The organism is Blastococcus sp. TF02A-30 (assembly GCF_003319185.1).
Classification (GTDB): Bacteria; Actinomycetota; Actinomycetes; order Mycobacteriales; family Geodermatophilaceae; genus Blastococcus.
Genome location: NZ_QOHJ01000007.1, coordinates 84871 through 107770 on the forward strand (window position 1 = coordinate 84871; position 22900 = coordinate 107770).

Genomic DNA, 22900 nt, shown 5'->3' on the forward strand with positions numbered 1-22900 from the left:
GTCAGCTCCTGGTCGACACGGCCTGGTCGTGCTCCCGGTTACCCCGGCCGGGCGTCACGCCACCGGCGGTCCGGCGGGGCGGCTGGCGGCACGGCGGCGACGGGGACGGGCGGCCGGGGCCGGCTCCTCCTCGACCGCGGGCGCGGCCGGCTGCTCGTCGGCCACCGGTGCCGCGGCGGGCTCCGCGGGCTCCGCGGGCGTGCCGCCGTCCTGCTCGTGGGCCACCGACCCGGGCGCCACGTCCGCGGCGGTCGTCGCCGGCGTGATCGGCAGCGCGACCTCGTCGGACGACGGCGCCTCGGCGGGCGCCTCGACGGCGGCCACCTCACCGGCGGGCAGCACGTCGTCGGCCGCCGTCCCCGGCTCGGCCGTCTCGTCCTCCACGGTCTCGGCCGACCCGTCGGCGGCCGGCTCGGCCGGCCCGCCGTCGGCTCCCCGGGCACCGGCGAGCACGGCGGCGTCCTCGGCCGCCCGCTCCTCGCCGGACTGACCGCGGTTGCGCCGGCCGCGGTTGCGCCGGCCCCCGCTGCGGCCGCCCTCGGGCGCCTCGCCGTCCCCGGCGTCGGGGGCCGCGGTCTCGGCAGCGGTGGTGTCCGCGGTGTCGGCGTCGTCCTTGGCGGTCCCGCCGTCCCGGCCGCCGGAGTCCTTGCCGGAGTCCTTGCTCGAGTCCTTGCCGGAGTCCTTGCCGCCGCCGCCGCCGTTGCCGCGGTTCCGGGAGCCCCCGGACTCCTTGGCGCCGCCGCCGTTGCCGCCGTTGCCGCCGCTGCGGCGCTTCTCGTCGACCGGGTCGGTGTGCACGAGGATCCCGCGCCCGCGGCAGTGGTCGCAGGTCTCGGAGAAGACCTCGAGCAGACCCTGGCCCACGCGCTTGCGGGTCATCTGGACCAGCCCCAGCGAGGTCACCTCGGCGACCTGGTGCTTGGTGCGGTCGCGGCCCAGGCACTCGGTGAGCCGCCGCAGCACGAGGTCGCGGTTGCTCTCGAGCACCATGTCGATGAAGTCGATGACGATGATGCCGCCGATGTCCCGCAGCCGGAGCTGGCGGACGATCTCCTCGGCCGCCTCCATGTTGTTGCGGGTCACCGTCTGCTCGAGGTTGCCGCCCGAGCCGGTGAACTTGCCGGTGTTGACGTCGACGACGGTCATCGCCTCGGTGCGGTCGATGACCAGCGAGCCGCCCGAGGGCAGCCACACCTTCCGGTCGAGCGCCTTGGCCAGCTGCTCGTCGATCCGCAGGTCGCGGAAGGCGTCGCCCTCACCGGTGTAGCGGGAGAGCCGCCCGGTGAGCTCGGGGCTCACGTGCGCGACGTAGGCCTCGACGGTGTCCCAGGCGTCGTCGCCCTGGACGACCAGCTCCTTGAAGTCCTCGTTGAAGACGTCGCGGATCACGCGGATAGCCAGGTCCGGCTCGCCGTAGAGCAGGGTCGGCGCGCTCGACGACGACTCCGACTTCTGCTTGATGACGTCCCACTGCGCCTTCAGCCGGTTGACGTCGCGGGTGAGCTCCTCCTCCGAGGCGCCCTCCGCGGCGGTCCGGATGATGACGCCGGCGTCCTCGGGGACGATCTTCTTCAGGATGTCCTTGAGCCGCTGGCGCTCGGTGTCGGGCAGCTTGCGGCTGATGCCGGTCATCGAGCCGCCGGGCACGTAGACGAGGAACCGGCCGGGCAGGTTGATCTGCTGGGTCAGCCGCGCGCCCTTGTGGCCGATCGGGTCCTTGGTGACCTGGACGAGGATCTTGTCGCCGGACTTGAACGCCTGCTCGATCGAGCGCTGCTTGCCCGAGAGACCCGCGGCGTCCCAGTTGACCTCACCGGCGTACAGGACGGCGTTGCGCCCCTTGCCGATGTCGACGAACGCCGCCTCCATGCTGGGCAGCACGTTCTGCACCCGGCCGAGGTAGACGTTGCCGGCGAACGAGGTCGCCGACGCCTGGGTGACGTAGTGCTCGACCAGGACGTCGTCCTCGAGGACGGCGATCTGGGTCCGCTCGCCGCGCTGGCGGATGACCATCTTGCGGTCCACCGCCTCGCGCCGGGCGAGGAACTCGGCCTCGGTGAGGATCGGGGCGCGCCGGCGACCGGTGTCGCGGCCCTCCCGGCGGCGCTGGCGCTTGGCCTCGAGCCGGGTGGAGCCGGTGATGCCGCGGACGTCGTCGTCGCTGGTGCTGCGGCCGTTGCGACCGGCGCGCTCGGGCCGGTCGTCGTCGTCCGACTCGTCCGAGGCCTCGTCGCCGCCGCCCCCGCCGCCGCTGCGACGCCGGCGACGACGCCGCCGTCGGGTGCCGGAGCCCGTGCCGGAGTCGTCGCCGTCGGTCTCGTCGGACGCCTCGGTGTCGGCGTCGTCCTCGTCGGTCTCGGTGCCCGGCTCGTCGGACGCCTCGTCCTCGTCGGTCGCGTCCTCGGCGCCGTCCTCACCGGTGCGACCGCGGCCACGACCGCGCCGCCCGCGACGACGGCGGCGGCTGCCACCGGACCCGCCCTCGCTGCGGTCCTCGGACTCGTCGCGGTCCTCGGCCTCGCCGTCGTCGTCGGTCTCGACGTCCTCGGGGACGTCCACGGCCTCGACCGGCTCGGCGGCGGGACGGCGCCGGCGGCGCTGCGGGCGGGGCTCCTCGTCGGTGGGCTCGGGGGCCTCCTCGACCACGTCCTCCGGGGACTCGACCGGACGGCGGCTGCGCCGGCGCGGGGCCGGGGGGACGTCGGCCGGCGGCGCGACGAAGCTGACGAAGGCCGGGACGGCGGCGGCCGGCGCCGGCGGGGTCACCGGCTCGACGGCGTCGGGGTCGGGAGCCGCAGCCGGCCGGGTGGCGCGACGGCGGGGCCGGGCCACGACCGCGGTCGGCTCGGGGCTGCTGAACTGGGCGCCGAACCGCGGCAGCTCGGGCTCGGGCTCCGGCTCGGCCGCGGGCGTCTCGGCGACCGCCTCGGCGGTCTCAGCCGTCTCGGCGGTCTCGTCCTCGTCGGCCCCCTCCTCGGGGGTCGCGGGGACGCCGGTGACCTCGGCCTCGGCCGGCTGCGGTGTGCCGGGCCGGGCGTCGGTGGTGGTGTCGTCGGTGGTGGTGTCGTCGGTGTCAGCCACGAGGGCTTGCCTCCTCATGCGCTCCCGGGCGCCATCTTCTGGCGGCCGCGCAGGAGCACGGGGTTGGGGCGGGGCGGGCCGTCGCGCGGGGTACGGCGGCGAGCTCGTCCTGCGAAGTCTGTGGGTCGGCCCCTGCGCGACGGTTGCCGCGGCCGGGAGCCGGTGGGGTGGTGCGCGCTCCCGGTGACGCCGGGGGCGGTGGAGCGGTCCTGCGGTGGTCTGGTCGTCCGGGTCGGCTGGCCCGGAGCGGGTGCGTCACGTCTGGCAGCCGTGCCGCTGCGACGGCGCGCGGGCCCCGGGGGGCTCCGTCGGTCAGACCGGTGCGTGCGCCCCCGGGACGGGGATGCCCGCTGCGCGGTCAGGTCCGAGCGGATCGGCCACGGTCCCGCTGTCGTCGAGCCGGCCCTGCGCCTCACGCACGGCCCTGGGGGGCAACGGCGGGCGCAGGTCGGCGACGGCAACCAGAGCGGCCAACACGTCGTCGGGTCGTACGGCGGGCGTCACCTGCCGGACGACCATGTGCAGTATGGCACAACCTGCCCCCTCGGCCGCCGACGCGCCGGCCACGGCGACCCGCGCGTCGATGTCCTTGAGGCCGTTCTTGGTGCGCTTGGCGACGGTCACGACATCCGCCGCCAGGAACTTCTCCAACGCCGGGGCCAGCTCCTCCAGGCGCACGCCGGGCAGCTCGACCCGCCACACGGCGGCATCGATCCGGTCGGCCAGCGAGCCGGTCCCCTCCCCCGCCTCGACGCACTCCAGGACGGCGACGTCCTCGGGCAGCGCCGCGTCCAGCGCGGCGCGGACGGCCTCGGGGTCGCGCCGCTCGGCCAGCCCGATCTCCAGGTACTCCGCCTCGCTGGCCGCACCGGTGGGGGCGGCGCCGAGGTAGGAGATCTTGGGGTGCGGGCTGAAGCCGGCCGAGAACGCCATCGGCACCTGGGCGCGGCGCAGCGCGCGCTCGATGGCGCGGGCCAGGTCGCGGTGCGAGGCGAAGCGCAGCCGGCCGCGCTTGGCGTAGCGGATGCGCAGCTTCTGGACGGTGGGCGGCGGCGGGGGGCCGTCGGGCTGGCGGGCCATCAGACGACGGTCAGCGGGAGCAGGCTGCGCCCGGTGGGGCCGATCTGGATCTCGGTCCCCATGGTCGGGCAGACGCCGCAGTCGTAGCAGGGGGTCCACCGGCAGTCGGCGACCTCCTCCTCGTTCAGCGCCTCCTGCCAGTCCTCCCAGAGCCACTCCTTGTCCAGCCCGGAGTCCAGGTGGTCCCAGGGCAGGATCTCGTGCTCGGTGCGCTCGCGGGTGGTGTACCAGTCGAGGTCGACGCCGAAGGGCGCCAGCTCCTCGGCGGCCGCGGCCACCCAGCGGTCGTAGGAGAAGTGCTCGCTCCAGCCGTCGAACTTGCCGCCCTCGCGCCACACCCGCTCGATGACCCGGCCGACGCGGCGGTCACCGCGGGACAGCAGCCCCTCGATGACGCCGGGCTTGCCGTCGTGGTAGCGCAGGCCGATGGAGCGGCCGATCCGCCGGTCCTCGTTGATCTTCTGCCGCAGCACCCGGAGCCGGTGGTCGATGGTCTCGGCGCTGGCCTGCGACGCCCACTGGAACGGGGTGTGCGGCTTGGGCACGAAGCCACCGATGGAGACGGTGCAGCGGATGTCCTTGCGCCCGCTGGCCTCGCGGCCGGCGCGGATCACCTCGACCGCGAGGTCGGCGATCTCCAGGACGTCCTCGTCGGTCTCGGTCGGCAGACCGCACATGAAGTAGAGCTTCACCTGGGTCCAGCCGTTGGCGTAGGCCGCGGTCACCGTGCGGACGAGGTCCTCCTTGGACACCGTCTTGTTGATGACCCGGCGGATCCGCTCGCTGCCGCCCTCGGGGGCGAAGGTGAGCCCGGAGCGCCGTCCGTTGCGGGACAGCTCGTTGGCCAGCGTGACGTTGAAGGCGTCCACGCGGGTGCTCGGCAGGCTCAGCCCGGTGTTGGTGCCCTCGTAGCGGTCGGCCAGCTCCTTGGCCACCTGCGCGATCTCGGAGTGGTCGGCGCTGGAGAGGCTGAGCAGGCCGACCTCCTCGTAGCCGGTCGCCTTGAGCCCCTGCTCGACCATCGAGCCGATGCCGGTGATGGTCCGCTCGCGCACCGGGCGGGTGATCATCCCGGCCTGGCAGAAGCGACAGCCGCGGGTGCAGCCGCGGAAGATCTCGACGCTCATCCGCTCGTGCACCGACTCGGCCAGCGGCACCAGCGGCGTCTTCGGGTACGGCCACTCGTCGAGGTCCATGACCGTGCGCTTGCCGACCTTGGCCGGGACGTCGTCACGGGTGCGGGCGACCCCGGCGATCGCGCCGTCGTCGCCGTAGCCGACCGCGTAGAAGCGCGGCACGTAGACGCCGTCGACCCGCGCCAGGCGGGCCAGCAGCTCGACCCGGCCACCGGGCCGGCCCTGCGCCTTCCACGCCTTGACGACGTCGGTGATGTCGCCGACCGCCTGCTCGCCGTCGCCGAGGACGGCGCAGTCGACGAAGTCGGCGACCGGCTCGGGGTTGAAGGCGGCGTGCCCACCGGCGACGACGACCGGGTGGGTCTCGTCGCGGGCGATCGCGTGGATCGGGACGCCGGCCAGGTCGAGCGCCTCGAGCAGGTTGGTGTAGCCGAGCTCGGTGGCGAAGCTGACGCCGAGCAGGTCGAAGTCGCGCACCGAGCGGTGGCCGTCGACGGTGAACTGCGGGACGCCGTTCTCCCGCATCAGGGTCGCCAGGTCGGGCCAGACGGCGTAGGTGCGCTCGGCCAGGGCGTCGGGGCGCTCGTTGAGCACCTCGTACAGGATCATCAAGCCCTGGTTGGGCAGCCCGACCTCGTAGGCGTCGGGGTACATGAGCGCCCAGTGGACGTCCGCGTCCGCCCAGGGCTTCACCTGGGCGTTGAGCTCACCACCCACGTACTGGATGGGCTTCTGGACCTGGGCCAGCAGCGGCTCGAGTCGCGGGTAGAGCGACTCGCCGGCGGCGCTGGAGAGCTGTGCAGTCATGACCGCTCCAGGGTAGACGGCGGCTCCAGCCCCTCCCCCGCCGTCGTCGGCGGAGGCTTCCCAACCTCATAGCATTATTGCTATGGTTCGTCGTGTGGGGCGACAACCGAAGTCGGAAGCCGACAAGGTGCACGACCGCATCGCGGTGCTGCGGGCCGACCGGGGGGTGAGCCGGAAGGAGCTCGCGGAGGCCGTCGGCGTCCACCCGCAGACCATCGGCTACGTGGAGCGCGGCGAGTACAGCCCGTCCCTCGCCCTGGCGCTGCGCATCGCCCGCTTCTTCGACCTCCCGGTCGAGGCCGTCTTCTCGCTCGACCCGTTGCCCTCGCTCAGCTCGGAGCTCCTCAGGAGGACGTCGTGAGCACGCACCCGCAGCAGACCTACCTCGCCCGCACCTTCGACGACGAGCGCTACGCGTGGGCACGGCACCCGCGGGTCCGCCGGCGCGCCGTCGCCGCCGAGGCCGCGCTGCTGATCGTGCTGGTGGCGGCCACCCTGGCCGCGACGACCACCGACGACGGCTGGCCGACCTGGTTCTTCGTGACCTGGACGGTGGGGATGGTGGGGTTCGTCCCGCTGCACTCGGTGCTCAACCTCGGCATCCGCGGCGTCCTGGACCGGGACAAGGGATCGCTCGACGAGCACCAGCGGCGGCTCGGCGAGCGGTCGCACAGCGCCATGAGCCGGCCGGCCGCGGCGCTCACCCTCGCGGCGTTCGCCGGCGCGGTCGCCGTCGTCGCCCTGACCGGGCACGTGGCGCCGGCGCTCTGCCTCGGCTTCCTGCTGTGGTTCACCAGCGGCCTGCTGACCTACTGGCACCTGGCCTGGACGGCGCCCGAGGAACCGGACGACGCCGACCTGCAGACGTGATCCGCGAGATCTGCGCACTCGGGCACCCGGGACCGCGGAAAGCCCCGAGTGCGCAGATCTCGCGTGAGCTCAGCGCAGGTCGGGGAAGAAGAGCGCCACCTCGCGCGCGGCGGACTCGGGCGAGTCGGAGCCGTGCACGATGTTGTTCTGCACCTCGAGGGCGAAGTCGCCGCGGATCGTGCCGGGAGCGGCCTTCACCGGGTCGGTAGCGCCGGCGAGCGCGCGGAACGCCTCGATGGCCCGGGGGCCCTCGACGACCAGCGCCATCAGCGGGCCGCTGGTGATGAACTCGACGAGCGAGCCGAAGAACGGCCGCTCGCGGTGCTCGGCGTAGTGGGTCTCGGCGACCTCGGCGGTCAGCGTGCGGAGCTCGGCGGCCACCAGGCGCAGGCCCTTGCGCTCGAGCCGGGTGATCACCTCGCCGACCAGGCCGCGGGCGACGCCGTCGGGCTTGACGAGGACGAGAGTGCGTTCAGTCACGGGGCGGCAGCCTACGGGGTGCGCTGCTCCGCGCCGCCGTCGTCGTCCGCCGGCGGTACCGGGACCGGCCCGAACGGGGTGCCGATCAGCTGCTTGCGCACCTGGAGCAGGTACATCCAGATGAGCACGAAGGCGCCGGCGACGAACCACATGACGCTGTTGATCAGGCCGGTCAGCAGCAGCGGGACCTGGAGCACCGTGCCGATGAGCAGGCCGCGCTCCCGGCGCTGCACGCCCGAGGCGAGGATCAGCACGACCGCCAGGGTGATCAGGACCGTCAGGCGGAACGCGCCCAGCCCCTCCTCGGTCTGCGCGATGCCGCGCGGCACGAACAGGACGGAGATGCCCTCCAGCACCAGGACGGCCGCGGCCGCGCCGCCGAGCGCCCGTCCCGCCCGGACCGGGTCGGGGGCGGTCACGCCGACCGGCCCTGCAGCAGGGTGCGCGCCTCTCCGGCGGTGATGACGCTGCCCGTGACGAGCACGCCGGACCCGCCGAGGGCGTCGTCCGGCCCGGCCTCGGCCAGCTCGATCGCCTCGGTGATCGCCTCGTTCAGCCGGGGCGAGACGCTGACCCGGTCGGCCCCGAACACGTCGACGGCCAGCGCCCCCAGCTCGTCGGCCGGGATCGCCCGCGGGGAGCCGTTCTGGGTGACGACCAGCTCGGCGCAGATGCCCTCGAGGGCCGCGAGCATCCCGCTGACGTCCTTGCCGTGCACCGCACCGACGACCCCCACCAGCCGGGTGAAGTCGAAGGACTCCCGGATGGCCTCGACCGTGGCGGCCATGCCGGCCGGGTTGTGCGCGGCGTCGACCAGCACGGTCGGGCTGGTGCGCACCCGCTCCAGCCGGCCGGGCGAGCGCACCGAGGCGAACGCGGCACGCACCGTCTCCTGCTCGATGGGGCCGGTGGCCGCGCCGGCGCCCAGGAACGCCTCGACGGCGGCCAGGGCGGTCGCCGCGTTCTGCGCCTGGTGGGCCCCGAACAGCGGCAGGTAGATCTCCTCGTACTCGCCACCGAGGCCCTGCAGCCGGACCTGCTGACCGCCGACGGCGACCTTGCGCTCCAGCACGCCGAACTCGGTCCCCTCACGGGCCACCACGGCCTCCTGCTCGACGGCGCGGCGGACCAGCGAGTCCAGCGCCGCGGGCTCCTGGTGGGCCAGGACCGCGATCGCGTCGCGCTTGATGATCCCGGCCTTCTCGCCGGCGATCGTGCCGACGTCCGGACCGAGGTACTCGGCGTGGTCCAGCGCCACCGGGGTGACGACGGCGACCCGCGCGTCGGCGACGTTCGTCGCGTCCCAGGCGCCACCCATGCCCACCTCGATGACCGCGACGTCGACCGGGGCGTCGGCGAACAGCGCGTAGGCCATGCCGACCATGACCTCGAAGAAGCTCAGCGGGTGCTCCGAGGCGCCGTCGACCATCTGCACGTAGGGCTCGATGTCGCGGTAGGTCTCGACGAAGCGCTCGGCGCTGACCGGCTCGCCGTCCAGCACGATCCGCTCGCGGATGGACTGCAGGTGCGGGCTGGTGAAGCGGCCGACGCGCAGACCGAAGCCGCGCAGCAGCTCGTCGACCATCCGCGCCGTCGTCGTCTTGCCGTTGGTGCCGGCCACCTGGATCACCGGCATCGCGCGGTGCGGCGAACCGAGCAGGTCGACCAGGGCGGTGATGCGCCCCAGCGAGGGCTCCAGCCGGCTCTCCGGCCAGCGGGCCAGCAGCTCCTTCTCGACCCGGGCCATGTCACCGGTGCTGCCGTTGCTCATCCTGCTCAGGATGCCAGGGGTCGACTACCTACGATGAGGGGCATGACCACCGACATCAGCACCCCGGACGCCGCGGCCCCGGGAGCCGGCGGTGGCGTACCCGAGAAGCCGACGATCGACGGCCTCGAGGAGAAGTGGGTCCAGCGCTGGGCCGACGAGGACACCTACGGCTTCGACCGCGACGCCGCGCTGAGCGCGCCGCGGGAGCGGATCTGGTCGATCGACACCCCTCCGCCGACCGCCAGCGGTTCGCTGCACGTGGGGCACGTCTTCAGCTACACCCACACCGACATCATCGCCCGCTACCAGCGCATGCGCGGCAAGCACGTCTACTACCCGATGGGCTGGGACGACAACGGCCTGCCGACCGAGCGCCGGGTGCAGAACTACTACGGCGTCCGGTGCGACCCGTCGCTGCACTACGACCCGTCCTTCGAGCCGCCGGCCAAGCCCGGCAAGGACCAGGTGCCGATCTCGCGGCGCAACTTCGTCGAGCTGTGCATGCAGCTCACGGAGGAGGACGAGGCCGAGTTCGAGAAGCTCTGGCGCCGGGTCGGCCTCTCGGTGGACTGGAAGAACGTCTACCGGACGATCTCGGAGTCCTCCCGCGCCACCGCGCAGCGGATGTTCCTGCGCAACCTGGCCCGCGGCGAGGCCTACGCGCAGGAGGCGCCGACCCTCTGGGACGTCACCTTCCGCACCGCCGTCGCCCAGGCCGAGCTGGAGGACCGGGAGCGCCCCGGCGCCTACCACCGGATCTCGTTCCACTCCGCCGACGGCCCGGTGTTCATCGAGACCACCCGCCCCGAGCTGCTGCCGGCCTGCGTCGCCCTGGTGGCCCACCCCGACGACGAGCGCTACCAGCCGCTGTTCGGGAAGACCGTGACGACGCCGGTCTTCGGGGTCGAGGTGCCGGTGGTGGCGCACCGCCTGGCCGAGCCGGACAAGGGCTCCGGCATCGCGATGATCTGCACCTTCGGCGACCTCAACGACGTCACCTGGTGGCGGGAGCTGCAGCTGCCGACCCGGGCCATCGTCGGCTGGGACGGCCGGATCCTCGCCGAGCCGCCGGCCGACGTCCCCGCCGAGCCGTACGCCGAGCTGGCCGGCAAGACCGTGTTCAGCGCGCAGCAGCGGATGGTCGAGATGCTGCGGGAGTCCGGCGACCTGCAGGGCGACCCCAAGCCGATCACGCACCCGGTGAAGTTCTTCGAGAAGGGCGAGCGCCCGCTGGAGATCGTCACCACGCGGCAGTGGTACATCCGCAACGGCGGCCGGGACGCCGCCCTGCGCGACGCGCTCGTGGCCCGCGGGCGGGAGATCCAGTGGGTGCCCGAGCACATGCGGCACCGCTACGACAACTGGGTCGAGGGGCTCAACGGCGACTGGCTGATCAGCCGCCAGCGGTTCTTCGGCGTCCCGTTCCCGGTCTGGTACCGGCTCGACGAGTCCGGTGAGCCGGTCCACGACGAGCCGATCCTGGCCGACGAGGCGTCGCTCCCGGTGGACCCGTCCTCCGACGTCCCGCCGGGCTTCGACGAGTCGCAGCGCGGGAAGCCGGGCGGCTTCATCGCCGACCCCGACGTGATGGACACCTGGGCGACGTCGTCGCTGTCGCCGCAGGTCGCCTCCGGCTGGGACACCGACCCCGAGCTGTTCGCCCACGTCTTCCCGATGGACCAGCGGCCGCAGGCGCACGACATCATCCGCACCTGGCTGTTCTCCACCGTCGTCCGCGCGCACTTCGAGCACGGCACCGTGCCGTGGACGCACGCCACGATCTCCGGCTTCGTGGTCGACCCCGACCGCAAGAAGATGTCGAAGTCCAAGGGCAACGCGACGACGCCGATCGACGTGCTCGAGCGCTACGGCACCGACGCGGTGCGCTGGCGTGCGGCCGGTGCCCGCCCGGGTGCGGACTCGCCGTTCGACGAGGCGCAGATGAAGGTCGGCCGCCGGCTGGCCATGAAGATCCTGAACGTCGGCAAGTTCGCGCTGGGCTCCGGCGCCTCGGCCTCGCACACGGTCGAGCAGGTGACCGAGCCGATCGACCTCGGGCTGCTCGCCGCGCTGGCGTCCGTCGTCGACGAGGCGACCGCGGCGCTGGAGGCGTTCAACTACACCCGGGCGCTCGAGGTCGCCGAGACCTTCTTCTGGTCGTTCTGCGACGACTACGTGGAGCTGGTGAAGTCCCGGGCCTACGGGTCTGGCGCGGCGGCCGTGTCGGCGCAGGCGGCCCTGGCGGTCGCGCTGGACGTGCAGCTCCGGTTGTTCGCCCCGGTGCTCCCGTTCGTCACCGAGGAGGTCTGGTCGTGGTGGCAGACCGGCTCCGTGCACCGCGCCGCGTGGCCGTCCGCCTCGGAGCTGCCTGCCTCGGGTGACCCCGCCGTCGTGACCGCGGCCGCCGCAGCGCTGGCCGGGGTGCGGAAGGCCAAGTCCGACGCGAAGGTGTCGATGCGCGCCGACGTGGAGACGGCGACCGTGCGGGCCCCCGCCGACCAGGTCGCGCTGGTCGAGGCGGCCCGCTCGGACCTGGTCGACGCCGGCCGGATCGCGACGCTGACGATCGAGCCCGGCGACGGCGAGCTGACCGTCGACGTCGTCCTCGCCGAGGTCCCCGAGGCGTAGAGCGTGTGCGCCGACGCCCGGTTCTGAGCCTCGGAACCGGGCGTCAGCGCTCACCGTCCAGGCCCATGAGCCGTCGGCGAGCGGCGTAGGCCGCGCGGATGTCACGCCGGCACGCGTCCGGCGCTGAGGTCATGCGGCGGTAGCCGAACCGGAGCGTCTGCCAGCCGACCGTAGCCAGCAGCGCGTCCCGCCGGATGTCCCGCTCGCGTTGCTGGCGGGAACCGTGAAAGCTCGCGCCGTCCATCTCCACCGCGAGCAGCACGTCCTCGCAGGCGGCATCGAGCACGAAGCGCTCCCCCGCCACCGTGACCGGTCGCTGCAGCGTGAACGTCGGCATCCCGGGCCCGCGGAGCACGTGCAGGCAGCCCCAGATCTCGAGCTCGCTACGGCACCCGTCGGCGAGCAGCCCGACCAGGGACAGCAGTGCTGCGCGACCGGGGAGGCAGGGCCGCCGCTCGATCTCCCGCACGAGGTCGCTCGGCGAGCACAGCCGCCGTCGGACGGCATCGATGGCCGCGGCCCGCAGCTCGGATCTGGGGACGCCGTCCGGATGCCCCCACGCGTCCACCACGGAGCGCTCGACGGAGGTCACCGGCAGACCGTCGACCCGCCGGACGGCGTCGTCGAGGTCCCTGGTCCGGTGTACGACGACTCCGTCGGTCCCGCGACCGCTGCGGGTGACAGGCACGGTGAGGTGCAGGGCCGCGGCCGGGCGCGGTGGCAGCAGGTCCCACAGCGACAGCGCCGTCCGGTGGCTCACCACCGCGCCGGACGTCCGGACTACGGCCTCGACCCGGACCCGCCAGTCGGCGGCCAGCGAGGGAAGGGCGTAGACGCCGGGCCGGATGCGCTGCAGTCGTCCCGTGCCGACCCAGCTCGCCAGCGTCTTGCGGTCAACGCGAGCGGTCAACGAGGCCCACGTGGTCCACCCGTCGGGACCGATGACTGCCGGCAGGTCGTGAGCCATGCGGTCAAGCCTGGCCAGCGACATCCCCCCACGGACGGGCTTCGCGGAATCTGTGGACGGACCGGGCCGAAGGGTGTGCGCCGGCGCCCGGTATCAGCCACCGGAACCGGGCGTCAGCGCACATCGTCGCGTCCGGAGAACGCGACGAGCCCGCCCCCTGGTCGGGGACGGGCTCGTCGGCGCAGGTGTGGTTACGCGGACTTCTCGCGGCGCTCGCGGGTGGGCTTGCGCGGCACGATCGTCGGGTTCACGTGCTCCAGCACGACCTCCTTGGTGATCACCACGGAGGCGACGTCGTCCCGGCTCGGGACGTCGTACATGACCGACTGCAGCACCTCCTCCATGATCGCCCGGAGCCCACGGGCGCCGGTGCCGCGGAGGATGGCCTGGTCGGCGATCGACTCGAGCGCGTCGTCGGTGAACTCCAGGTCGACGCCGTCGAGCTCGAACAGCTTCCGGTACTGGCGCACCAGGGCGTTCTTCGGCTCGGTGAGGATGTTGATCAGCGCCTCGCGGTCGAGCTTCTCGACGCTGGTGATGACCGGCAGACGGCCGATGAACTCGGGGATCATCCCGAACTTCAGCAGGTCCTCGGGCATGACCTGGGCGAAGGCGTCGGACTCGGCGATCTCCTGCTTGCTGCGGATCTCCGAGCCGAAGCCGATGCCCTGCTTGCCGGTGCGCGACTCGATGACCTTCTCCAGGCCGGCGAAGGCACCACCCACGATGAACAGCACGTTCGTCGTGTCGATCTGGATGAACTCCTGGTGCGGGTGCTTGCGGCCGCCCTGCGGCGGAACCGAGGCGGTCGTGCCCTCGAGGATCTTCAGCAGCGCCTGCTGCACGCCCTCACCGGAGACGTCGCGGGTGATCGACGGGTTCTCGCTCTTGCGGGCGATCTTGTCGACCTCGTCGATGTAGATGATCCCGGTCTCGGCGCGCTTGACGTCGTAGTCGGCGGCCTGGATCAGCTTGAGCAGGATGTTCTCGACGTCCTCGCCGACGTAACCGGCCTCGGTCAGCGCCGTGGCGTCGGCGATGGCGAAGGGCACGTTCAGCATCCGCGCGAGGGTCTGCGCCAGGTGCGTCTTGCCGCACCCGGTGGGGCCCATCAGCAGGATGTTGGACTTGGCCAGCTCGACGGAGTCGTCGCGCGAGGCGCGGTCACCACCGGCCTGGATCCGCTTGTAGTGGTTGTAGACGGCCACGGAGAGGACGCGCTTGGCGCGGTCCTGGCCGATGACGTACTGCTCCAGGAAGTCGTGGATCTCCTTGGGCTTGGGCAGCTCGTCGAACTTCAGGTCCGAGGACTCGGAGAGCTCTTCCTCGATGATCTCGTTGCAGAGGTCGATGCACTCGTCGCAGATGTAGACCCCGGGGCCCGCGATGAGCTTCTTGACCTGCTTCTGGCTCTTCCCGCAGAAGGAGCACTTGAGCAGGTCACCGCTCTCACCGATTCGTGCCACCTGCTGACCTCCACCTCGGATTCGCATGCCCTGGCATCAGGTACCTGCGTCTTGATTGTCGCTGCTCCGGCCCCTGCTGTCCCCGCTCCGGGGGGAAATCTCCCGGCTCTACCGGCCGGGGTTCGGGCGTCCGCCGAACGTACCTGCCGCCACCGGCGCGATCGGGCAATGACTCACCCGGGTTCGCACCGGCTCTCCCCCACCCGTCCCGGACACCTCTCGCCACCGCCGGATCGCGGCGGCCGCTCGACGCACTCCAGGAACCCTCGACGGTACGGGCCGGAGCCACGACGAGCGCGACCCCGACCCGTACCGGTTCGGGTCAGACCGGGAGGGCGTTGAGCTTCCGGCTCTGGATCACCTGGTCGACGATCCCGTACTCCTTCGCCTCCTGGGCGGTGAGGATCTTGTCGCGGTCGATGTCGGTGCGGACCTGGTCCACCGAGCGACCGGTGTGCCGCGCGAGGATCTCCTCCATCTGCGACCGCACCCGCTGGATCTCCGCGGCGTGGATCTCGAGGTCGGAGACCTGACCGCCGGCCTCGCCCGAGGGCTGGTGGATGAGCACGCGGGAGTAGGGCAGCGCCAGGCGCTTGCCGGGCGTGCCGGCCGCGAGCAGGACCGCGGCGGCCGAGGCGGCCTGGCCCATGCAGACGGTCTGGATGTCGGGCCGGACGAACATCATCGTGTCGTAGATCGCCATGAGCGACGTGAACGAGCCGCCCGGCGAGTTGATGTAGATGGTGATGTCGCGGTCGGGATCGGCGGACTCCAGCGTGATCAGCTGGGCCATCACGTCGTTGGCCGACGCGTCGTCGATCTGCACCCCGAGGAAGATGATGCGCTCCTCGAAGAGCTTGTTGTAGGGGTTGGACTCCTTCATGCCGTAGCTGGTCCGCTCCACGAAGGAGGGCAGCACGTAACGGCTGGAGGGCATCTGGAAGCTCATGTGTTCGTTCCTCCGAACCGTCAGTTGTCCGTGACCGGGTTGGTGCTGTCGGTCATGGCGGCCTTGCTCACCACGTGGTCGACGAAGCCGTACTCCAGGGCCTCCTGCGCCGTGAACCAGCGGTCGCGGTCGGAGTCCTTCTCGATCTGCTCGATGCTCTGGCCGGTGTGGAAGGACTGCAGCTCGTTGAGCTCCTTCTTCGTCCGGCGGAAGAGGTCGGCCTGGATGGCGATGTCGGCCGCGGTGCCCCCGACGCCGGCCGACGGCTGGTGCATCATGATCCGCGCGTGCGGCAGGGCGTAGCGCTTGCCCTTGGTGCCGGCGGTGAGCAGGAACTGGCCCATCGACGCGGCCAGACCCATCCCGTAGGTGGCGACGTCGCAGTCGATGAACTGCATCGTGTCGTAGATCGCCATGCCGGCGCTCACGGAGCCGCCGGGTGAGTTGATGTAGAGGTGAATGTCGCGCTTCGGGTCCTCCGCCGACAGCAGCAGCATCTGCGCGGCCAGCTGGTTGGCGATGACGTCGTCCACCTGGGTGCCCAGGAAGATGATGCGCTCGCGGAGGAGGCGCTCGTAGACCGAGTCGTTGAGGTTCATCCCCCCGGCGGCGCCACGCAGCATGGGTGCGCTCGCCAGGTTCGGGTCGGTGGTGCTCACGGGTGCGGTGACCTCCGTAGGACTGTCGTGCAGTCGGTCTCGGTGGGGCGGGTCGGACGGTGGGTGGTGCGGGCGTCGGCGCCCTCCGGGGGCGTTACCCCCCGGCCATCGCCTGAGTCCTGTCGACCCTAACGCGCACCTGCGACGCGGCAGTCCCGGTCGGGGCGGTGTTCGCCGTCGGCGCAGCGCATCCACCCGCACATGCGACGACGCCGCCCTCCCCGGTGCGGGGAGGGCGGCGTCGGCGCGTCTGGCAGTGGCCGGGTCAGGCCTTGTCGACGTCCTCGGTGTCCTCGACGGCGCCCTCGATGGCCTCGACCGCGGCCGCCTCGGCGGACACCTCGGCCTCGGACACCTCGGCCTCGGACTCCTCGGCCTCGGCCTGCTCGACCGTGGCGGCCGGCACCGTCTTGGGCCGCAGCGCCTCGAGGTCGACCGTGTTGCCCGACGCGTCGGTGATCGTCGTCTGCTCGAGCAGCTGGGCGAGGGTCTTGGTGCGGCGGACGTCGGCGACGAACTCGGCGATGTTGCCGCCCTGCTGCAGCTGCTGCGCGTACTGCTCGGGGCTCATCCGGTTGCGCTGGGCCTGCGCCATGATCTGCGCCGAGAGGTCGTCGTTGTCCACGGTGACCTCGCGGGCGTCGGCGATGGCGTCCAGGATGAACTGGGTCCGGACCGCCTCCTCGACGTTCTTGCGCTGCTCGGCGTCGTAGGCCTCGCGGCTCTCGGTGCCAGACATCTGCAGGAACGCGTCCCAGTCCATGCCGGCGTTCCTGAGCTCCTGCTCGAACGCCCGGTTGCGCCACTCGATCTCGCGCTCGACCAGGTTCTCCGGCATCGGCACCTCGACGGCCTCGAGCAGGTGCTCGACCAGCTTGTCCCGGGCCTGCGCGCCCTGCTGCAGCACCTTGGTGCGGGCGAGCCGGGTGCGGACGTCCTCGCGCAGCTCCTCGAGGGTGTCGAACTCGCTGGCGGTCGACGCGAACTCGTCGTCCAGCTCCGGGAGCTCCTTCTCCTTCACCGAGCGGACGGTGACGGTGACGTCGGCCATCTCGCCGGCGTTGGGGCCCGAGAGCAGCGCGGTCTGGAAGGTCTTCGACTCCTCGGCCGAGAGCCCGACGATCGCGTCGTCCAGCCCCTCCATGAGGTTGCCGGAGCCGACCTCGTAGGACATGCCGCTGGTGGAGCCGTCCTCCAGCACCTCGCCGTTCAGCGTGGCCTCGAGGTCGATGGAGACGAAGTCGCCGGTCTGGGCGGCGCGCTCGACGGCCTTCAGCATGCCGAAGCGCTCGCGCATGACGGTGATCTGCTGCTCGATCTCGTCGTCGGCGACCTCCACGTCGTCGACGGTGACCGTCAGGTCGTCGAGGGAGGGCAGCTCCAGCTGCGGGGCGACGTCGACCTCGGCGGTGAAGGCGAGGGTGTCGTTGTCGTCGAGGCGGGTCACCTCGACCTCGGGCTGGCCGAGGACGCGGACCTGGTTCTCGCGGACGACCTCGGAGTAGATCTCCGGGATGGCGTGCTGGACGACCTGCTCGAGGACGACGGGGCGCCCGATGCGCTGGTCGAGGACGCGGTTGGGCACCTTGCCCGGGCGGAAGCCGGGGACGCGGACCTGCTTGCCCAGCTCCTTGTAGACCTCACCGAAGGCGTGGTCCAGGTCCCCCCAGGGCACCTCGATCGCCATCCGGACCCGCGTGGGGCCCAGTTCCTCGATGGTGCTCTTCACAGCGGCAGTGCTCCTCGATCGAAAGACAGGCGTGGCCGGCGCCGGGACGTGCGCGGCGCCGGGTCAGCCCACGAGTCTACGGACGTCGCGGGCCGGTCGGGGCTGTGGGATGCAAGGCCCACGGCACGACCTGGTCGGGGTGACAGGATTTGAACCTGCGGCCCCCTGCTCCCAAAGCAGGTGCGCTACCAAGCTGCGCCACACCCCGCGGCCGCCCGAGTCTAGGCGCCCGTGCCGGCGCCACCCGCAGGGCGGAGGAACGAGGGCCGGTTAGGCTGTGCGGGCACCTCGCGGGTGTAGCTCAATGGTAGAGCCCCAGCCTTCCAAGCTGGCCATGCCGGTTCGATCCCGGTCACCCGCTCCACGTACTGACCAGCTCGTATGCCGGTTTACGCAGCTCAGCCGGGCAGCGCCGTTCATTCCGTGCCTTAGCAGTGCTGACCTCTGTTGGCCGCTGAACACCGGCTTTGGCCCGTGCTTAAGGCACGGATAAGGCACGACCTCGAGCGGCCCAAGCTACGAACGCGTTGTCCTATGGCTCGCTGCACTGCCAGGTGAAACCGGCTCTTCCTACTTGAGGTGGCCGTCGGATGGGCGCCCACGGCACCGGGGATCGCCGTCATGTGTCGAGGAAGTCCCATTCGCTGCCGAGGACCCAGCGCAGGGCCGAAAGCTTGCCGTTGAGCATCCCGAGCTCGAAATCCGTGTACCGGCCCAGCTGACCAGGCTCTGTGTACAGCCCCTCAACACGCCGGCGCCCTGGCCCTGCAATCGCGAGTAGGCGCTCCAGCTCGGCGTCGTCCCCAGCGTCCTCGAGCCGGTACTCGTGCTGGAGGGAGCGGTGGTACCAGATGCGGTCGAACAGCTCCCGTTCTGCCTCCACGATCTCGTCCAGCTGTCGGGGCTCCTCCTCGAAGTAGGTCTCGGCGAACAGCTCCTCGATCTCGTCGCCGAAGTAGTCCAGGAGGACCTGATTGAGGCCGTCGACTCCCAGCCCGTAGGTCGACCCCTCCGCTGCGAACAGACTGGCGAGGTCAGGATGCGGCTGCCGCGCGTCTCCGCCGGGCAAGGAGAAGTCGTCGCTGTTGCTCGTGATGAACGCGTGCGGCTCCCGCTCCAGGTCGACACCTCGGGTAACTGTCGCGTAGAGCTCGATGAGCAAGGCGTCGGCGACACTGTTGCGGGACCGGTGGAACGGCGCCTGCTTCGAAAGGCCGCGCTCGACCACCCGGCGCTTCTCTTCGCCCTCTGGCTCGATGACACGACCCGCCTGGAGCAGTACCAGCACCTCGTCGAAGTTGCGGGTCGTCATCGCGCCGATGAGCGGCACATGACGCGCGAGGTCCGCAACGAGCCTGCGTGCCTCCTCCTGAGCCGTCCCGCCGTAGTCGTCGAGGTCTTGTTTGATGAACTTGAACCGCTGGGCGATGCTCGCCGTCATCGACGTCTCAACCCGGTCCCGGTTCCGCTCGAACTCGTCGATGACGAGTCGAGGGACGAGTAGCTCGACCTGCCCCTGGTGAACGAGGACCCGGAGCGCGACGATCCAGCGCTGCCCGTCGCGGCGCTTGCACAGGTCCAGCCAGGTGGAGGTGTCAACGAGCAGATGGAGCACGACCCCACCGTATGGGTACCCCGGAGGCGACATGGCCCAGCTGACCGAGGAGCAGAAGGCTCAGAGAGCGGCCGCACGTCGCCGCAGCTCTGCCTTGGCCGCCGAGGAGGACGCCCTCCGGCATGAGCGCAAGCGTCAGGAGTGGGATGCCAACGGCACCCGGCTCACCCGCGACGAGATAGAGGCCGGCGTTCCCTGTCACGGCTGCGGCCAGCCGATCATCGACGGGCTCGGCGACTGGCCACCGCTCATGAAGCTGACCGAGCAGGAGACGCGCGAGTACGACGCCGCCCAGGCGGACTTCGCCGCCCGCCACAAGGACTGCCGTGGCTATCGCTGGAGCATGTCGGGCTCCCGCGCGTTGCACTGCGGCTACTGCTGCCCTCCCCCGCCGCTCAGCGAGCGGCAGCTGGAGAGGCTCGGCACGCTGCTCCGCGCCAGCCGACCGGATCCGGCGGAACTACGGACGTGGCGCCTGACCCTGACCTGCGACCACGTCATCGACGTCCAGCAGCACAAGTCGCACGGGCAATGGACGACCAACGTGCGGCACTGCCCCACCTGCGATCAGACCCGCAGGGTCGTAACCGCGGAAGCTCAGCCGTAGGGCGCTCGTACTCAGAAGGGCGGCTCGTCGCTTCCCACAGCCCACGGGTCGGACTGCTTCGGAAGCGCTCCAGCAGGAAGTGGCAGGTTGTTCACGACGTAGAGATTGAGAATGTCACCCCGGTCGATGAACATGATCTGACTTCTCTTCGAGTCATCTAGAGCGTTGCCTATCCAGTTCCGAGCAGCCTTGGTGATCTCGCCTCCAGCGACAATGAAGGCGTGGTCCACCAAGACTCGCTTGTTCGTCTCGGGATCGAATATCTCGTGAGCCAGCATCATGAGAGCTTGGTGGTGAATCTCGGCGACGTTCGCGTTACCGGCCTTGGTGACGCCAGATGCGTCGATCTTCCCCTTCTTGGCTTGGATGCCGAAGTAGAGCAGGTGCTGGGTCGGCAAGGTGAAGCGCATCCAGACGTCCTTGCCGTACTCCAGAGCCTTGTCCTTGTGGCCGGCCGCCGTGATTCGGTGGAACCCGAGCTGACGGAAGAGGGGCAGCAGGACCTCCTCGATGAGCTCGTCCTCGCTGCAGGTGTCGAGGTACGTCTTGAGGTCACTGCGGCGCTTGGCCTCGGCTGCAGTAAACGGTCGATGGGGATTCGCTTGCAACACAGTGGTGGTGTTGGTGCCGAGATGACGCAGGTAGCAGTGCCTGTCGTCGGCGTAGAAGGCTTCGAAGCCCTCTTTGGCCAGCACGTCGTTTAGCTGCCCCAGTGCGTTCGGTCGATCCGGGCCCTCGCTCTTGGCGTCACTCGGGCTCATGAGCTGGTCGATGAGGCGGCAGAAGATTTCGGGAGGGTGCGCCAGCCCATCATGGGGCTCGCCCAGCATGAACTCGAGCACATCCGCAACCCAGCGGTGACGAGTCGAGCCGTCGTGCACCCAGTCAGTACCAAGGTCTTGGAAGAACTCGGTGATGTACATGCTCGACCGGTACGGGAAGTACCTCGGCTTCTCTCCCGGGCCCGGGTTGTCGGAACCCAGATTGCCGCAGACCAGGTCGGCAAGTTCCTCCAAGTTCCGTCGCTTGAACCTCATATCTGCCCCTTCGGGCGCCCGAGGGTCGTCGCCTGAGAGCCGTCTTCCTGATGCCGGGCAGCATCGAGCATGGCCCTGACCGGACCTGGGAACAGCGCGTCGAGGTCGAGATCCCGCGTGAGGCCACCCAGGGTGCGCCAGAACACTGTGCGGACCTCTCCAGGCGTGACCCCGTATGCCTCGGCGACCGCCTGCTCAACGCCCAGTCCCTGGCGCCTGGGTCCTTCTTGGCCGCGTCAGTCACGCGAAGCATCTCGATGACGACCGAGGTCGCGGTCTCTGCCGCCTCTTCTTCGGGGGCCGGTGCGGTGCTCGTGACAGGAGAGGACGACGGAGTTAGCGACGACGAGGGCGTCGTCGCGCTCGGCGAGGAGTCCGGACTCGCGTCGCTTGCCGCGCAGCCGGCGAGTGGCAGCAGCGACAGGAGTACGCCGACCGTTAACCGCCGTGTGGTCATCGCGACTGTCCTCGCCGGGGCCGCGGGCCACGCTTCGGCATGAGCATTACCCGGAAACGGGCGGGCTGCAGGCACGCGGGCCGCCGTAACGCTCGACTTTGTGCGCGGGCCATGGGCACCTCCCCGGCGGTGGTGGGGGAAATTACCACCGAGATCGCCCGTGAAGGCAATGCCTTTCCTCCTGAAAGTCTCCTGTTCAGCCGCCGGGAGACGACAAGGCCGCGTGGTCGCTTCGGGAACGGCGGACGGCCGCCTCCACGCGAGCGACGTCCACTCCGAGGACTTCGGCGACGGCGGCCATCACCTTGGCGGAGTGATCTACACCGGGTCGTCCGTCCTCCAGGCGCACGTATGTCATGACTGACAGGCCGGGAGCAGTCACCTGGTTGGTGGCGAAGCCAGCCGCGAGGCGGAGGGCCGCCAATGGCGGATCGCTCGCATCGACGTCGAGCAGGTACAAGGGGTCGACGCCCAGCGCAGCCGCGAGCCTCGGTACGAAGCGGGGGCGCGGGCGCTCGAGCCCGGTCTCCCACACCCGGACACGGGCCGGGCCCGAGAGCTCAAGCTTCATGGCCAGTTCTTCTCTGGTCAGCCCCACGGCCTCGCGGGCAGCCTGCAAGCGGTCACCTCGAAGCAGCGGCCGCGCCATGGCAGCTCTCCCCCACATCACCCGTTCGGTGGACACCCGCCGTGGCGCTGAACCCTAGCGCCCGCCTGGCTGTCTCGGTTCGCAACGCTCGCGCTGCGGCGTGCAACGGCATCATCCGAAGGCCGCGAAGCCGTCTCCACCCAGGGCCTGGAGACGAACTGGTGGATGGGTGGTGGTCGATGCCGATGCCACGGCAACGCTGCCAGCACCGCTTGTGTTGTCACGGCGAACTACCCACCGATCCCGATGTCCAGACGGGAGAGAAACCGGAACATTGCGCGCCAGGCTTTCCGCATGAAATCCGCAACCCATGACCAGGCAGAGCGTCCTCGATGGCTTCCAGGTTGGGTCTCCGCCCTCGACACCGACCGGCGCGTTCGCGGACGGCCCCTTCGCCAGCAGGGCGGCACCTGATGGCCGTCACGACGTCGGAACGAGCGGCACCGAGCCAACGGAATGACCCCCTGCTGACCGTCGCCCAGGCCGGGGACTACCTGGGAACCGGCGAACGCTTCATTCGCCGGCTGATCGCTCAACGGCGAATCACCTACGTCAAGCTCGGCAAGTACGTCAGGCTTCAGCGCTCAACGCTCGACGCATTTATCGAGGCCGGACGTATCACCAGCGAGGAGTAGCGCGCCACGGCACGCAAGCAGCGACCGCTGTTGCGCGATTCGGGAAGCAGAAGACCGCGGTATTCGCCGCCCCCGCCACGTGGCTTGTCTGCCGTCCCCTTGTCCTCTGTCAGGGCGCGACATGACGCGAGGTCCGCGGCGAACGACCCAGCTCATGCGGAGGCCGAGTCAAAGACTCGTCATTCACAAGCTCGCGAATGGGCTTCCTCGGCCCGGTCGGAGGCTGAGACTCCAGCTTCTTCGTCCAGTCGACGATCACGTCGGCCTGTGGAAGTCA

20 protein-coding genes and 2 tRNA genes are annotated in these 22900 nt (G+C 70.9%); 7 read left to right on the plus strand and 15 right to left on the minus strand.

Annotation, left to right across the window (positions count from 1 at the left end; genetic code table 11):
- Window positions 1-54: 54 nt before the first annotated feature.
- From DQ241_RS16465 to DQ241_RS16475, 3 genes are all read right to left on the minus strand, one after another.
- Complete coding sequence (locus DQ241_RS16465) at window positions 55-3081, minus strand: Rne/Rng family ribonuclease (RefSeq protein WP_233492505.1); 3027 nt, start codon at window positions 3079-3081, stop codon at window positions 55-57.
- A gap of 312 nt (window positions 3082-3393) precedes the next feature.
- Window positions 3394-4161: a TIGR03936 family radical SAM-associated protein gene (locus DQ241_RS16470; RefSeq protein ID WP_113831297.1), complete on the minus strand. Its 768-nt coding sequence runs from the start codon at window positions 4159-4161 to the stop codon at window positions 3394-3396.
- On the minus strand, window positions 4161-6104 hold the full coding sequence (locus DQ241_RS16475; RefSeq protein WP_113831298.1) for a TIGR03960 family B12-binding radical SAM protein: 1944 nt from the start codon (window positions 6102-6104) through the stop codon (window positions 4161-4163). Before DQ241_RS16475 ends, DQ241_RS16470 begins: the two co-directional genes overlap by 1 nt.
- 94 nt (window positions 6105-6198) lie before the next feature.
- On the opposite strand from DQ241_RS16475, the gene DQ241_RS16480 reads away from it, so the two are divergent.
- Complete coding sequence (locus tag DQ241_RS16480) at window positions 6199-6465, plus strand: helix-turn-helix transcriptional regulator (protein ID WP_233492506.1); 267 nt, start codon at window positions 6199-6201, stop codon at window positions 6463-6465.
- The gene (locus tag DQ241_RS16485) at window positions 6462-6974 is read left to right on the plus strand and encodes a hypothetical protein (protein ID WP_113831300.1); all 513 of its coding nucleotides are present in this window, start codon (window positions 6462-6464) and stop codon (window positions 6972-6974) included. Before DQ241_RS16480 ends, DQ241_RS16485 begins: the two co-directional genes overlap by 4 nt.
- Window positions 6975-7043: 69 nt before the next feature.
- On the opposite strand, the gene ndk is transcribed toward DQ241_RS16485, so the two are convergent.
- The 3 genes from ndk to DQ241_RS16500 are packed head-to-tail and all read right to left on the minus strand — an operon-like array spanning window position 7044 to window position 9225.
- A complete protein-coding gene (gene ndk / locus DQ241_RS16490) occupies window positions 7044-7454 on the minus strand; it encodes a nucleoside-diphosphate kinase (protein WP_113831301.1) in 411 nt (136 codons plus the stop codon).
- 11 nt (window positions 7455-7465) lie between these two features.
- On the minus strand, window positions 7466-7873 hold the full coding sequence (locus DQ241_RS16495) for a DUF4233 domain-containing protein (RefSeq protein WP_113831302.1): 408 nt from the start codon (window positions 7871-7873) through the stop codon (window positions 7466-7468).
- Window positions 7870-9225: a folylpolyglutamate synthase/dihydrofolate synthase family protein gene (locus DQ241_RS16500; protein WP_113831303.1), complete on the minus strand. Its 1356-nt coding sequence runs from the start codon at window positions 9223-9225 to the stop codon at window positions 7870-7872. The genes DQ241_RS16495 and DQ241_RS16500 overlap by 4 nt, the downstream gene beginning before the upstream one ends.
- A gap of 42 nt (window positions 9226-9267) precedes the next feature.
- Here DQ241_RS16500 and valS point away from each other — a divergent pair, with 42 nt between their 5' ends.
- The gene (gene valS / locus DQ241_RS16505) at window positions 9268-11853 is read left to right on the plus strand and encodes a valine--tRNA ligase (protein ID WP_113831304.1); all 2586 of its coding nucleotides are present in this window, start codon (window positions 9268-9270) and stop codon (window positions 11851-11853) included.
- A gap of 43 nt (window positions 11854-11896) precedes the next feature.
- Here the strand turns inward: valS and DQ241_RS16510 are convergent, their stop codons facing one another.
- The 6 genes from DQ241_RS16510 to DQ241_RS16535 form a co-directional block, all read right to left on the minus strand.
- Window positions 11897-12820, minus strand: a complete 924-nt coding sequence (locus DQ241_RS16510) for a DUF559 domain-containing protein (RefSeq protein WP_113831447.1) — start codon at window positions 12818-12820, stop codon at window positions 11897-11899.
- 191 nt (window positions 12821-13011) lie between these two features.
- Window positions 13012-14286 carry an ATP-dependent Clp protease ATP-binding subunit ClpX gene (gene clpX / locus DQ241_RS16515; RefSeq protein WP_113831305.1) on the minus strand — a complete coding sequence of 425 codons (1275 nt, stop codon included), beginning with the start codon at window positions 14284-14286 and terminating at the stop codon, window positions 13012-13014.
- 322 nt (window positions 14287-14608) lie between these two features.
- Complete coding sequence (locus tag DQ241_RS16520; protein WP_113831306.1) at window positions 14609-15235, minus strand: ATP-dependent Clp protease proteolytic subunit; 627 nt, start codon at window positions 15233-15235, stop codon at window positions 14609-14611.
- Window positions 15236-15255: 20 nt separating this feature from the next.
- Complete coding sequence (locus DQ241_RS16525) at window positions 15256-15894, minus strand: ATP-dependent Clp protease proteolytic subunit (RefSeq protein ID WP_370444386.1); 639 nt, start codon at window positions 15892-15894, stop codon at window positions 15256-15258.
- A gap of 265 nt (window positions 15895-16159) precedes the next feature.
- Complete coding sequence (gene tig, locus DQ241_RS16530; protein WP_113831307.1) at window positions 16160-17623, minus strand: trigger factor; 1464 nt, start codon at window positions 17621-17623, stop codon at window positions 16160-16162.
- Window positions 17624-17754: 131 nt separating this feature from the next.
- Window positions 17755-17831, minus strand: a tRNA-Pro gene (locus DQ241_RS16535).
- Between the two features lie 82 nt (window positions 17832-17913).
- Here DQ241_RS16535 and DQ241_RS16540 point away from each other — a divergent pair.
- A tRNA-Gly gene (locus DQ241_RS16540) sits at window positions 17914-17987 on the plus strand.
- A gap of 255 nt (window positions 17988-18242) precedes the next feature.
- Here the strand turns inward: DQ241_RS16540 and DQ241_RS16545 are convergent.
- Window positions 18243-19238 carry a PIN domain-containing protein gene (locus DQ241_RS16545; RefSeq protein ID WP_113831308.1) on the minus strand — a complete coding sequence of 332 codons (996 nt, stop codon included), beginning with the start codon at window positions 19236-19238 and terminating at the stop codon, window positions 18243-18245.
- Window positions 19239-19269: 31 nt separating this feature from the next.
- On the opposite strand from DQ241_RS16545, the gene DQ241_RS16550 reads away from it, so the two are divergent.
- Complete coding sequence (locus tag DQ241_RS16550; RefSeq protein ID WP_113831309.1) at window positions 19270-19845, plus strand: hypothetical protein; 576 nt, start codon at window positions 19270-19272, stop codon at window positions 19843-19845.
- Between the two features lie 11 nt (window positions 19846-19856).
- Here the strand turns inward: DQ241_RS16550 and DQ241_RS16555 are convergent, their stop codons facing one another.
- Window positions 19857-20882 (minus strand): hypothetical protein, encoded by a 1026-nt coding sequence (locus DQ241_RS16555; RefSeq protein ID WP_113831310.1) that lies wholly within the window; start codon window positions 20880-20882, stop codon window positions 19857-19859.
- A 50-nt stretch (window positions 20883-20932) separates the two neighbouring features.
- Between DQ241_RS16555 and DQ241_RS20655 the strand changes: the two genes are divergently transcribed.
- The gene (locus DQ241_RS20655; protein ID WP_158545951.1) at window positions 20933-21382 is read left to right on the plus strand and encodes a hypothetical protein; all 450 of its coding nucleotides are present in this window, start codon (window positions 20933-20935) and stop codon (window positions 21380-21382) included.
- 153 nt (window positions 21383-21535) lie between these two features.
- Here the strand turns inward: DQ241_RS20655 and DQ241_RS16565 are convergent, their stop codons facing one another.
- Complete coding sequence (locus tag DQ241_RS16565) at window positions 21536-21988, minus strand: helix-turn-helix domain-containing protein (protein WP_113831311.1); 453 nt, start codon at window positions 21986-21988, stop codon at window positions 21536-21538.
- 413 nt (window positions 21989-22401) lie between these two features.
- Between DQ241_RS16565 and DQ241_RS16570 the strand changes: the two genes are divergently transcribed.
- Window positions 22402-22623, plus strand: coding sequence for an excisionase family DNA-binding protein (locus DQ241_RS16570; protein WP_113831312.1), 222 nt, complete (start codon window positions 22402-22404; stop codon window positions 22621-22623).
- Window positions 22624-22900 lie beyond the last annotated feature (277 nt).